The sequence below is a fragment of the Bacillus sp. P4_E1 genome (assembly GCF_056401715.1).
On record NZ_JBFUIV010000017.1, the window covers coordinates 15,508 to 27,813 of the forward strand.

A 12,306-nucleotide genomic window follows, 5' to 3' on the forward strand; every position below is an offset into this window, starting at 1 on the left:
GGCGAGAAAGAATTTATTCATAAATTGTTTGGCTTAGCTTCATAAGATAGAAATGAAAAGGAAATTGCTACTCTATGTTTCTAACTAACATTTTTGCACCAGAACCATATAAACAGAGGACGAATAGTTACGTCTTCTTTTTATATGGTTATATTAGCTACAAAATAATATCATTTAAATAAATCTTCTATTATATTAGCAGGGGATAGTGATAGAAAAGTGTGTTCCTTTTCCTAGTTCACTTTCTATCTCTATATCTCCGTTTAATTCTTTAATAATACTGTACGCAATCATAGTACCAAGCCCAGTACCTTTTTCTGTTGTTGAATAAAATGGCAAGGCAATACGTTTTATTTGTTGGGAAGACATTCCTATTCCTGTATCAATAATATCAATTACAATATTACCTTTTATTTTTTGTATATTTATTTGTAATACGCCACCATTTTTCATAGCCTCAATTCCATTTTGTATGATGTTGGTTAGACATATTTTTAATTTTTCAGTATTAGCATTTATGTAAAGGGAATCTGTTGTAATATGCTGTTTTATTTCAACATTATATGAAAGAGCGAGTGGTGAAATATTATCTTTCACTTGATTTAATATGTAATTAATATCTAGTTCCTCTTTTATAATGTTTTGTGGTTTGGTTAAAGATAAATAGTTATTAATAGTAGATTGTATTTGCTGCATTTCAAGTAACATAATTTCTAAGTACTTATCTTGAGACATCTTAGCACTCTCATCTTCATTTAGTAATTGAGTGAATCCACGTACCGTGGTCAGTGGATTATGAATTTCATGTGCAATCGATGCAGCTAGTTCGCTAGCTATATAAAATTTTTCTGCTCTTTGCATTCTTTCTTTTATTTTATATTTCTCGATCATTCCTTCTATTAAATAAACTGATAATAATACTGTGAAAATATTTATGATTATATAATTGAATAAAAATTCAATGAGAGTAGAGTCAATTTTACCACCTGTATTTATTTGCGTTACAATACCGCAGATAGAAAGGGAAGTTGTACATATCAAAATAAGTAGAATACTTAATAATATCTTCTTTTCCTTGAAATAAGTAGGTGACAAGTAACGAAACATGATTGTAATAACAGAAATAACAGTAAAGATAATAAATGATGGGAAGACTCCGCTTCCACCTAAGTAAAATCTATAAGAAAGATATAAAACTCCAATACAAAAAATGCTCTTTGTATTTCCGTATAGAAAAACTAATATAATGGGAATAAAACGTAAATCATAAATGAACCCAGCGTGTAAATGAAAAGGAAAAGTCATACAAAAAATAATTGCAATGGAGGAAAGTACAGAAATTAATATATTATTACATGCCATTTTTTCTTTATGTTCTAGCCAAAATACTTGGTAACTAAGGATACAAATAATAATAATAAATGTATTTAATAATAGTGTAGGAATTCCCATAGTTTATACCTCTCTGAGAGTTTGTAAGTAGGATTATGTATGTGTTTAATCTAGGTGTTTGATTTTATTAGATTTTCTATCTTTAAAAAAGAAAAGGAAGGGCACTTGAAAAAGTGCTTTTTTACCATTTATATTAAAATCGATGAGGAAGATAGAATAAAAAGTTACTTTTACTTATGAACAAAAAAATTGAAAGTAGCCCTTGTATAGGTAAAAGATGAAGCAAATTACTGAAATAGTTACGTTTCTCTGGAGTGAATATTCCGAAAAAACATTGTGTATGGCGAAATCCATTTTATAACCTTCGCCATATTAACATGCAACTTATTAAATTACAAAGAAGAAATTAAAAATTATTATTTTTTTGTTATTTTAATTTATTTAAAAACGTAAAAGTATTCAAGAGGTTACCATTGAGATGCTAGGGTACTTAGACCAATATTCGAACTTTGTAATAACGTTGTTACTTTTTTACTAATATTCTTAATACTAATTTTAGTATAATTAATCGATTGAAAGTTCCGATAATTATCTGCGTACCCCTTTTTTATATCATTTTATATTAAATACAATGATATTTATTGTCACATAATAATGCAAATTTCCAGTAAACTAATAGAAAAAATCCTATAAAAACATAATTTACTATCTTTTATATAAACATTGCAGGTGTAAATGCAATAAAATTTCATTATTAATACATATATTCAATTTGAAAATATCTTTGTAGTGGTCCTTCATGCGAAGAATCGTTTCCGTACTCCAACTACCGTTATTCTAGTATTTTACCAAGTTTCTTATTTTGTTAAGGTATCCTAATATTGTCACTTTTGTGAAACGGAATGTTTTAATATTATAATTTATAGTGGTTGTTGAGAAAATAAATAATTTGTAAAAATAATATAATATTTGTAACTTTATGTCTTATAATATGAAATATCTTCGTTGTGATTATTTTAAATATTTGAATAATACATCGGGTTCATTTTATCTAGGGAGGTTTTAAAATTGGGGAGAAGAGTTGTTAAAAGAGTTTTTGCATTATTATCAGTACTAGCATTATTCTTTAATGTGTTTCTACCGAAGGCAAATGCGGAGGTTATGACGCATGAAAAGTATTCAATGAACTGGAGTTATAGCGACAGTTTAGGTAAGTACATTCGAACTGAAATTATTAAAAATTCAAGCGGTCAAATTGCTTATTGTTTAACCCTTGGCTTAAAATCACCAAATGGTGAAGATCTTCCTGAAATGGGGAAAACAGATAATGTAGTATATAGGGTTCTATTAAATGGTTTCCCACAAAAAAGTATAGAACAACTGGGAGTAGCTAATAAGAATGAAGCACATTATGCAACTCAGCTTGCGGTTTGGAATGCATTAGGTCAACTTGATGTAAATGAATTAAAGCATGAAAATAAAAATGTTGAAAAAGCGGCTAAGACAATTATTAATGCTGCAAATACAAGTGAAGATACTCAAGATATTTTTATGAATGTGATTCCTGCTGAAAAGCAAAAGGCAGAATTAAAGGGTGAGTTTTTTGAAACAAACCTATACACAGTACAAACAAATGCTAAGAGTGGTTCTTATAAAGTAGTAGCGAAAAATGCACCTAATGGAGTTAAAATTGTTAGTGAAAATGGAGAAGTGAAAGATCAGCTTTCACTTGGAGAAAAATTCCGTATCCAAATTCCTAAAGATACAAAAACAGGTGAATTTAATCTAAGTGTTGCTGCAAATGTAACTAAAGTTCAAGCAATTGCTTATCGCGGTACTGATACTGTTCAGAATGCTACAGTGCTACTAGAAAGAAATGAGGAAAAGCTTAGTAGTGACCTTGCAGTAAATTGGGAAGCTGCTGGTTCTTTAAAAATTAAAAAGGTTGGGGAAAATGGAGAAATATTAGCTGGTGCAGTATTTGAAGTCTTTAATGCAAATAATGAATCAGTTGGAAAAATCACGACGGGTGCTGATGGTACTGCAGAATTAAATAACCTACCAATTGGTACCTACACAGTAAAAGAAATTAAAGCACCAACAGGTTATGTTTCAGGTGATAAACCACAAACTATTGAAGTTAAGACAGGGGAAATAGGAGCTGTTCAAGTAGTAAACAACAAAGTAAAAGGTAACATCGAAATAAAAAAACTTAGTGATTCAGGTAAGATGTTACCTAATGTTGAATTCACGGTCTTTACTGAAGATGGAAAAGAAGTGAAAAAAGTAGTAACAAAAGAAAATGGAATTGCAAATGTTGATGGTCTTACGTATGGTAAATATTATTTCTTAGAGACAAAAACACCTAATGGATATATTGGAAATAACACAAAGTATCCTTTTGAAATTAAAGAGCACAATAAAACACTTACTTTTACAGTGGAAAATACAGAAGTGAAAGGTAGTGTGAAATTACTAAAAGTAGATAATGAAGATATCAGTAAAAAATTAGAAGGTGCAGTATTCGAGCTAAAAGATGCAAGCGGGAAAGTAATTGGGGAATATAAGACAGATAAAAATGGTGAAGTTAACGTCAAAGATTTAGCGTATGGTAAATATTCATTTGTAGAAAAGGCTTCTCCAAATGGTTACGTTCTTATTACAGAACCAATTGTGTTCGAAATAAAGGAACACGGGAAAATTATTGAGCTATTAGCAGTTAATCATCTTATCAAAGGTGATCTAGAAATTACAAAAGTTGATGTAGCTGATGGAAACAATAAGCTTCCGAATGCAGAGTTTACTATTTATAATGAAGCAGGAAAAGAAGTAGTTAAAGGGAAAACAGACGATAAAGGTATCGCGAAGTTTGAAAAGTTACCATTTGGAAAATACACATATAAAGAAACTGTTGCACCAAAAGGTTATGTATTGAATGAAGAAATATTCTCTTTTGAGATCAAAGAGAATGGTCAAATCATTAAACATATTGTCAAAGATGAAAAGATTCCATCAGTAAAAACAACAGCTACTGATAAAACCGATGGTACAAAAGAAATGCACACTTCTAAGTCTGTAACAATCCAAGATAAAGTGGAATACAAAGACCTACAAGTAGGTAAAGAGTACACTTTAAAAGGTAAATTAATGGATAAAGAGACTAATAAACCATTAGTTGTAAATGGTAAAGAAGTAACTGCTGAAACTAAGTTTACACCAAAAGAAGCAAACGGTTCTATTACACTAGATTTCACTTTTGATGCAACTGGTTTAGAAGAAAAAGAAGTAGTAGTATTCGAAGAGTTACTGAAAGACGGAAAAGTTGTTACTACACATGCTGATATCAATGATAAAGGTCAAACAGTTAAGTTCGTTAAGCCATCAGTAAAAACAACTGCTACAAACAAAGCTGATGGTGGAAAAGAGATTCATTCAAAGGATTCTATCACTATTCAAGATAAAGTAGAGTATACTAACTTAGTTGTTGGTAAAGAGTACACTGTAAAAGGTAAATTAATGAACAAAGCTATTAACAAACCATTATTAATTGATGGTAAAGAAATAACAGCAGAGACTAAGTTCATTGCAAAAGAAAAGAATGGTTTTGTAACATTAGACTTTACTTTCGTTGGTGCTGAACAGCAAGGAAGAGAAGTAGTTGTGTTTGAAGACTTATTGCATGAAGGTCAAGTAATTGCAACTCACGCTGACATTAACGATGTAGGTCAAACAGTTCGATTTGTAGAGCCTTCCATTAAAACAACAGCTACAAACAAAGCTGATGGTTCTAAAGAGTTAGACGCTTCTAAATCTGTAACAATCCAAGATAAAGTGGAATACAAAGACTTAATCGTGGGTAAAGAGTACGTTGTAAAAGGCAAACTAATGGATAAAGCAACAAAAAAACCATTATTAGTTGATGATAAAGAAGTAACAGTAGAATCTAAGTTTACTGCAAAAGAAAAAAATGGTTCTATCACACTCGATTTCACATTTAATGCATCTGCATTACAAGGTAAAGAAGTGGTAGTGTTTGAAGAATTGTATCAAGATAATGTCTTGGTTGCTATTCATGTTGACATCGAAGATAAGGGTCAAACGGTGAAATTTAAAGAGGTAAAACCGGAACAACCAAAACCAGAACAGCCGAATCAAGATAAAAATACTCCAACATCAGAGCAACCTAAAGAGCAAGTAAAAGAGCAACCACAACCTAAGAAAGAAATTCAATCTAAAATTGGATGGTTACCGCAAACAGGCGCTGACCTTACAAGCTGGATCTCTATGGCTGCAGGTGCATTATTGTTAATTGTTGGTGGAGTGATTTTCCTAAAACGTAAAAATGCATAAAAATTAAAAAATAAGCACATCTGTTTTTTTACTAGATGTGCTTATTTTTGAGTTGTTGTAATAATTCCAGGACAGCAAAACAGTCAGCAGCTGCTCGGTGTTTAATCGTTAATTTCGTTGCATCACTTAATGAAATCCATCTTTTTGAATCTACATAATCGGCGTACATTTCCATAATACATGTGGATTTAAAATTCTTAAATTCTACATTTAATTGATTCATAATTACTTGGTGTTCGTAACAGCTAGGGCAGAGACCTAGACGTAGTTTAGCTTTACTTTGAATGACATGGCCACACTGTTTACAAGTCCGTTGCTCCAAGCCAAGTTTTCTACCATACAAAAAGCTGGGGCATCACTTCATAAACAAGCAGTAATGGCTGATGGACTAATTAATAGTGTCTCAACGCATGTTGCAGAAGCTCAACAAGCATTCCCAACCTTGCATACAGATATCATGTCTGGATTAGATGCTGCCAATAACATTATGGACTCTGCTAATAAGATTTCAGGCTATAAAATAGATACGTCTAATATAGCTAAAAATGTTGGAAACATGGATGGTTTATCTACTCGCCTCAAAGATTTTGGTGTACCACCTGAAAAAATGGAAGAGTTTTTGGCAGAACAGAAGCGTACAAATGAACTTGGATCGATGTCACTTGATTTCATGCCAGTTATTGGGCAAATCAAACAAGGGCTACAACTCATTAACGGCAAAGAATATTTCACTGATAGAGAGTATGACAAAAATGACTATGTATGGGGAACCGTTTCTACTGTTTTTGGTGGGGCTCCTAAAGTTATTGGACGTGTATTCGGTAAATATGGTGAGTTAGAACAAAAAGCGAAGGATTTAGGAAAAGTATCAAAGGTAACTGAAGAGAGTGGATGGAGTATGCCAAGAGGCGGAGGGTCATTGATGGGCGTAAGTATACTGAACATGCTCTTGAAAGAATGGCACCTGATACAATTCAGGTTCGGGCAGAACTTACGAAGCGTGCACGTGAAAGAGCTGAAAGGAATGGTTACACATTCGGATCAAAAGAATATATGGAGGAATTAAAAAAAGTTGATCCGCGAGGTGTAACACCAAGCGTAGTAGAAGAAACAATTAAGCATGCTACTAAAAAACCAGGAAATAAACCTGGTCTATGGTAATACGATGGGAAAGATGTTAGAGTCGTATTGAATGATAATGGCGATGTTGTTTCCGTTGTACCTAATAAATCGTGAATATTATAAATAAAGTAGATTAAGCCCATTCACGAAAGGAGTTGTTAAAATGAATATTCAATATGATGAATACGAATTATTAGAAATATTCGAGAGTGAACCAGAAGATTATTTTATTCCTGGTGCAGGTGCATATAGATATAATAAAATAGATAAATTAGGATTTGAATTAGTAATGATTATGTGTTATTACGAGGAAACTGTTGAATTAAAATTGTATTACAAAAATAAACGCATATTTGAAACCAAGATACATTCGGCGAAACGAATCTATACCCGTAATGACTCATTATATGTCCAAGGCGGCGTAGAAAACAAAACAATCGAAGTAAAATTCAAGCCACATTTTACAGTTCAAATAGAGAAGTTCTAGATAGATGAAATAAGAAAACACCTTATGCATATAAGGTGTTTTCTTATACAAAAAGCGCCTACATAGACGCTTTTTGTGCCACTTAAAAGGATTTAAGATACGTTTACTTGAGTTCTTTAGGTAGCTAGGGTTTGAAATACTAACTTAAAAGAAAAATGTTGAGCAGTTCATCTTTATTATTAATATATCTGAATTAAAGATGCAATTTTGCATCCCAATTTCTGCGGCATCAATTACATGCTACCCTCACAAATATAGAAAAAGGTGCGAAGTCAATTCTATGACTTTGCACCTTTTTATTTCACTTGAACTTTGTTTAAGCGCGTTTATCTACTCATTGTTACGCGTGAATTGCGTTTAAAATCGACACTTTATTCGTAGTAAATAATACATAATTTTGTTTTACAGTTCTAATTAATATACGATCAATTGTCCCATATGCTGTTCCGATACGGATTGCACTTGGTTCTTCAACACCCGCATAGGTAGCATCTTCGGTAACCTCAATCACATCACGTAATGGAATCGTGACCTCCGCAAATTGCCATGAAATAATTAACTCTTCTTTTGTTTTTTTGACATCAATACCTAGCATTATACCAAGACCTTTCTATAATAGAATGCTGCACTTCTTATCTTATTATACGAATTTTTAGATTGTTTTTCTACATGTATGAATAGAGCTGATATTTTAAGGGTGCCAAAAGAAAGGGAAGATATACTATCAATCTATTAAGGAATACGTTATGAAGAAAAGTTCACAGGGAATTAATATGGATTTGATATGGTTGAAGTATGATGAATGAGTAACAGTAGGAGTTGCAGGAAGGAAATGAATGATGAGACTTAAATTAGTAGGAACCTTAACTTCTATAGTAGTAATGTTAGGTATCTTTATCATTTACACCAATATATCTATTGGTAAAGAACCATATAAGACAAACCATGAAACTAGTGAAAACTCCATAAATAAAGAAAAAAATAGTAAGCAAAATGGGACTTCAAATAAGATAGCAAGTTCCTTTGCTAGTATACAGGCTGTAGTAAATAAGGAATATGGTTTACCCGAAGACTATATGCCAGAGGATTTAGTTGTACCAAATGTACCGTTCTCATTTAGTGGAACGGTAGAAAAGAGTCATCTTCGTAAAGAAGCAGCGGAAGCGTTAGAAAAACTATTCCTTTTAGCTAAGCAAGATGGGATCCAGTTGAATGCTGTTTCAGGATTTCGTTCCTATGAGTATCAAAAAGGTCTGTATGCCAACAATGTTAAAAAGAAAGGGCAAGAGCATACGGATCGATTCTCTGCAAAGCCAGGGCATAGCGAACATCAAACAGGGTTAACGATGGATGTTTCTTCTAAAAGTGCGAACAATGAACTAGAGCTATCCTTTGCGAATACGAAGGAAGGAAAATGGCTGAAAGAAAACGCGCATCGTGCAGGGTTTATCATTCGTTATCCTAAGGGGAAGGAAAGTATTACGGGTTATGCATATGAACCTTGGCATATTCGCTATGTAGGAGATATTGCTGAAAATATATATAAGGAAAAACTGACTTTAGAAGAATATATGAATCTGTGAAAATAGAATTGAAGAGTTAAACTGTATTCATTGTTTATGAATGCTACTTTTTCTATTAAAAAGCCTAATTTCTCAATGTTTTGTAGAGAAATTAGGTTTTTTTCATCACTTCATTAGAGTTTTTTAGGCTTCGTTCGTTGGTATACTTCACACAATATTATAAAGGAAATAGAACTTACTGAAGATAACATATGAATGTTTTATAAATGTATCAAAAAAGTGAACAAAATCGTTATTTTGCACAACAAGGTAGTCAGCTTAATGAAATAACTGCTTGTAAAAAAAGAAGCCCTACAGGAAATATTACAGGGCTTCACCAAGTTGAGTTATGTCGTATTCACAAGGGATTTTAACATGATATTTGTGTTGAATAAACTGGTAAATGTGTCCAAGTAATTTGGAGCTATTTTATAAAAAAAGAGAAGCGCTTAATCAGGACGCTCCTCTTAATGCCAATACACAATAACTATCCCATTATACTGTATAAGCGTAAAATATTTAACAATTACCTTCATGGTAAATATTTCATTTTTTCTTAGTACCTTTAAATCACGAAAAAAGGTTCTGCTGTTTCCAACAGAACCTTTCCTAAAATGGCAAAGAGTAACTCTTACCTTACTCTTTGTTCATATACTACAGGAGTTTTAATGAAAATCCAAGGCTCCTTATATTGAGAAATAAAGAAGAATCATTATAAAAATTTTTATCTTTTTTCATAAATAAAAGAGCAGCTAGCAAAAACTAACTGCTCAATACAAGGAGATACAGAGAAAACTAAATGGATTTTGGCATACAGCCTATCAACATTATGGACATAATATTGATTTTTATTCGAAGGAATTCATGTTTTACAAATCAGATTATGATAGTCGATATTCTCCATATTGACCAGAAAAGAACCAAGAATTCTAGTGAAATTCCAAGTGTTCTTTTCCTAGTTTTTTGAAATTCTTTTACTAAATAGCCAATAGCGCTAATTGCTAGAAGAATGAAAAGAATAAGTTCTAGTGTAACTGGCATTTGATCTACTCCTAATCCATTATTTTAATTTAGTATATAACGATTATAAGATATTTTTTGTGGTTAGTGGTGAGAAATTAAACAAAACCATCTCTTTACGAAAAAAGGTCCTGTTGTTTCCAACAGAACCTTTCCTAAAATGGCAAAGAGTAACTCTTACCTTACTCTTTGTTCATATACTACAGGAGTTTTAATGAAAATCCAAGGCTCCTTATATTGAGAAATAAAGAAGAATCATTCTAAAGAATCTTATCTTTGTTATAAATATAAGAGCAGTTAGCAAAAACTAACTGCTCATCTCCAAGGGGGAACAAGGAGAAAAATCTAATGTCATCTATATTATTGACGGAATATTGAGTTTTACTCATAAAAAACTACGTTTAACTTAATGCATAACCCACAATCAAAGTTAGTGTTAAAAACACTGATAATAACAATGTTAGTAAGACTGTTGCTACACTCCTAAGCATCGCAATCCAATTATTTATCTTAGAAAATCCTATAATGCCAGCAAAAAAAGTTCCTATTGTTAAAACTAGTAATATAAATAAAGGGTGAATGTGTAATGAATCCGTGAAAAATTTGAATAATTCAAGTGGAATTTCAAAATATAAACGGAATAGTCCAACGCAAATCAAAGAGCATATAAAGGACCATAGATTGAGGTTGTGCTTCATAGCTTTCTCCTATGTTTTCAAAATAGTTTTACTCAATTTTAATGGGAAATGAAGGAAAAAGATAGAGGTTATAAATTAGAATCAATTTTTTAACAAAATAATCCTTTTAATAGAAAGCGAGGAATAACAATGGGACTCGGAAACCGTGGGATGGCATTTGAAATGCTTATCAATCTAGCGAATGAAATGTATCATAGAAACAATTAAAGAAAAAGGCGCTTCTATTAAGTCGTTAAAAGACAATTGGCTTGATACTACAAGCGATAATCCATACAGCACTTTCCGACTCACTGTAATGGCTGGTGTTAATCAGTTAGAACGTGACCTAATTCGAATGCGGCAACGAGAAGGTATTGAACTAGCTAAAGAGCGTGGTGTTTATAAAGGGCGCCCTAAGAAGTACGATGATGATTATCCTAATATGGAACATGCTTTAGATCTGCTTGCAAACCGAAAGGAAAACAAGCTTACAGTAAAGAAGATATGTGAAGTTACAGGTGTAAGCCGCACGGTTCTTTATGAGAGAGCAAAAGAAAAGGGAGTTATGTAGATTTTAAAGCAGCGAATCCGCTGCTTTTTTATTTTATCAAATAAATTGTTCTTGAGTAGAAATGAAAATAGGGGTTTGCCTTAAACATTTATTATTAATCAAGAATATGAGTATAGAAACAGGTTTAAATTTTGTAATGGTGGAGGGGATTGTTGTGGACATAACTCAAAGTGTGGTAAGAATAGTGGTTAATGGGAAAGACCTTCCGTTCACTTCAGTTCAAACCTCTGCATGGAATCATGGACCTGTAAATGATTTAATCGTTTCGACGAATCAGAGAGTGAATGAGCTTTATCAATTCATGTGGTCACAAGTACCAGTTACGATCTCGGTGTATTTTCTTCAAGGGGCGGACTTAATGAGATTCGCTAGGATCGCTGGAATTAATGAACGTGTAACGGGAGAATATATATATCATTTCATTTGGGGATAAGAAGAATTCAAAGTAGCTTAACAGCTGCTTTTTTATTTTGCATAGAAAAAGGAACCATAATAGGCTCCTTAATTTGATTCAGAAGTTGTGTAGTTTTTCTTGATGATATCTTTTATGTTGATAATTAAGGATATAAGGAATCCAGCAGCTAGGATACCGTTTACCCAGTAATATGTATTCCCGGATGTAAATTTATTATAAAAGGAATCGATATTATAATACACTAAGCCTGCTGAAATGACGGTAGAGATTACTAACGTACCAAAACTTTTCATGACGCCGCCCTCTGATTCTGAAATTTTAGACTTTTAATACAATTATACATTTAAATAAAAAGTTTACAAAGGAATTACCATAAGGAGGAGTTATAACGAGTTTCTTCCAATTGATGGTTTTTATTTTTAAAAAAATAACTATTTTATAAAAAATATTTTTTTGACCCCCATAAAATTATTTATTCCTTCGAATATATATAAGTAGAAGAAAATAAATGAAAGAAAAAGCTAAAATTACCAAAAATATAGCGAAGAGTTATTCAAAGATTGCAGCTAAAATAGAAAAGAGCAAGTGGTATTGCAAAAGAAAACAAGAAAGTAATACAAAATACAGACTTCACTTTAGTACAAGTGGAAAAAATAGTCATATAAAAAAATCGGCCTCGAAAAATATGAGCAATAGCAAGTAGACAAGCC

The 12,306-nt window shown here is 32.0% G+C and carries 10 protein-coding genes and 3 pseudogenes; 8 read left to right on the top strand and 5 right to left on the bottom strand.

The window, feature by feature from the left end; translation table 11 throughout:
- Positions 1–195: 195 nt before the first annotated feature.
- Positions 196–1,452 (bottom strand): ATP-binding protein, encoded by a 1,257-nt coding sequence (locus AC1DS7_RS21120; RefSeq protein WP_061675657.1) that lies wholly within the window; start codon positions 1,450–1,452, stop codon positions 196–198.
- A 1,008-nt stretch (positions 1,453–2,460) separates the two neighbouring features.
- Here AC1DS7_RS21120 and AC1DS7_RS21125 point away from each other — a divergent pair.
- Positions 2,461–5,742, top strand: coding sequence for a VaFE repeat-containing surface-anchored protein (locus AC1DS7_RS21125; protein ID WP_215588376.1), 3,282 nt, complete (start codon positions 2,461–2,463; stop codon positions 5,740–5,742).
- A 31-nt stretch (positions 5,743–5,773) separates the two neighbouring features.
- Here AC1DS7_RS21125 and AC1DS7_RS21130 read toward each other — a convergent pair.
- A pseudogene (locus AC1DS7_RS21130) lies at positions 5,774–6,079 on the bottom strand (hypothetical protein); the annotation flags it as partial.
- Here AC1DS7_RS21130 and AC1DS7_RS21135 point away from each other — a divergent pair.
- Positions 6,023–6,808: a hypothetical protein gene (locus tag AC1DS7_RS21135; RefSeq protein WP_476999204.1), complete on the top strand. Its 786-nt coding sequence runs from the start codon at positions 6,023–6,025 to the stop codon at positions 6,806–6,808. The pseudogene AC1DS7_RS21130 and the gene AC1DS7_RS21135 overlap by 57 nt on opposite strands.
- A 219-nt stretch (positions 6,809–7,027) precedes the next feature.
- Positions 7,028–7,351, top strand: a complete 324-nt coding sequence (locus AC1DS7_RS21140; RefSeq protein ID WP_098636504.1) for a hypothetical protein — start codon at positions 7,028–7,030, stop codon at positions 7,349–7,351.
- Positions 7,352–7,691: 340 nt separating this feature from the next.
- On the opposite strand, the gene AC1DS7_RS21145 is transcribed toward AC1DS7_RS21140, so the two are convergent.
- Positions 7,692–7,946 (bottom strand): SunI/YnzG family protein, encoded by a 255-nt coding sequence (locus AC1DS7_RS21145; protein ID WP_476999184.1) that lies wholly within the window; start codon positions 7,944–7,946, stop codon positions 7,692–7,694.
- A 244-nt stretch (positions 7,947–8,190) separates the two neighbouring features.
- On the opposite strand from AC1DS7_RS21145, the gene AC1DS7_RS21150 reads away from it, so the two are divergent.
- Complete coding sequence (locus AC1DS7_RS21150) at positions 8,191–8,934, top strand: M15 family metallopeptidase (RefSeq protein ID WP_476999200.1); 744 nt, start codon at positions 8,191–8,193, stop codon at positions 8,932–8,934.
- A gap of 1,400 nt (positions 8,935–10,334) precedes the next feature.
- On the opposite strand, the gene AC1DS7_RS21155 is transcribed toward AC1DS7_RS21150, so the two are convergent.
- On the bottom strand, positions 10,335–10,631 hold the full coding sequence (locus AC1DS7_RS21155) for a hypothetical protein (RefSeq protein ID WP_098167792.1): 297 nt from the start codon (positions 10,629–10,631) through the stop codon (positions 10,335–10,337).
- A 129-nt stretch (positions 10,632–10,760) separates the two neighbouring features.
- Between AC1DS7_RS21155 and AC1DS7_RS21160 the strand changes: the two are divergent.
- The 3 genes and pseudogenes from AC1DS7_RS21160 to AC1DS7_RS21170 all read left to right on the top strand — a co-directional run.
- Positions 10,761–10,829: pseudogene (locus AC1DS7_RS21160) on the top strand (Holliday junction resolvase RecU); the annotation flags it as partial.
- A pseudogene (locus AC1DS7_RS21165) lies at positions 10,822–11,181 on the top strand (recombinase family protein); the annotation flags it as partial. The pseudogenes AC1DS7_RS21160 and AC1DS7_RS21165, both read left to right, overlap by 8 nt.
- A 61-nt stretch (positions 11,182–11,242) precedes the next feature.
- Positions 11,243–11,614: a hypothetical protein gene (locus AC1DS7_RS21170; protein WP_002084333.1), complete on the top strand. Its 372-nt coding sequence runs from the start codon at positions 11,243–11,245 to the stop codon at positions 11,612–11,614.
- 68 nt (positions 11,615–11,682) lie between these two features.
- Here AC1DS7_RS21170 and AC1DS7_RS21175 read toward each other — a convergent pair whose 3' ends face one another.
- On the bottom strand, positions 11,683–11,889 hold the full coding sequence (locus AC1DS7_RS21175; RefSeq protein ID WP_000834521.1) for a hypothetical protein: 207 nt from the start codon (positions 11,887–11,889) through the stop codon (positions 11,683–11,685).
- 215 nt (positions 11,890–12,104) lie between these two features.
- On the opposite strand from AC1DS7_RS21175, the gene AC1DS7_RS21180 reads away from it, so the two are divergent.
- Positions 12,105–12,299 carry a hypothetical protein gene (locus AC1DS7_RS21180; RefSeq protein ID WP_033708374.1) on the top strand — a complete coding sequence of 65 codons (195 nt, stop codon included), beginning with the start codon at positions 12,105–12,107 and terminating at the stop codon, positions 12,297–12,299.
- Positions 12,300–12,306 lie beyond the last annotated feature (7 nt).

What these genes read in the sequence shown, in the direction of transcription:
- AC1DS7_RS21180 (WP_033708374.1), top strand. Translation starts at nt 12,105, where the DNA reads ATGAAAGAAAAAGCTAAAATTACCAAAAATATAGCGAAGAGTTATTCA.
- AC1DS7_RS21120 (WP_061675657.1), bottom strand. Translation starts at nt 1,452, where the DNA reads ATGGGAATTCCTACACTATTATTAAATACATTTATTATTATTATTTGT.
- AC1DS7_RS21140 (WP_098636504.1), top strand. Translation starts at nt 7,028, where the DNA reads ATGAATATTCAATATGATGAATACGAATTATTAGAAATATTCGAGAGT.
- AC1DS7_RS21145 (WP_476999184.1), bottom strand. Translation starts at nt 7,946, where the DNA reads ATGCTAGGTATTGATGTCAAAAAAACAAAAGAAGAGTTAATTATTTCA.
- AC1DS7_RS21155 (WP_098167792.1), bottom strand. Translation starts at nt 10,631, where the DNA reads ATGAAGCACAACCTCAATCTATGGTCCTTTATATGCTCTTTGATTTGC.
- AC1DS7_RS21175 (WP_000834521.1), bottom strand. Translation starts at nt 11,889, where the DNA reads ATGAAAAGTTTTGGTACGTTAGTAATCTCTACCGTCATTTCAGCAGGC.
- AC1DS7_RS21150 (WP_476999200.1), top strand. Translation starts at nt 8,191, where the DNA reads ATGAGACTTAAATTAGTAGGAACCTTAACTTCTATAGTAGTAATGTTA.
- AC1DS7_RS21170 (WP_002084333.1), top strand. Translation starts at nt 11,243, where the DNA reads ATGAAAATAGGGGTTTGCCTTAAACATTTATTATTAATCAAGAATATG.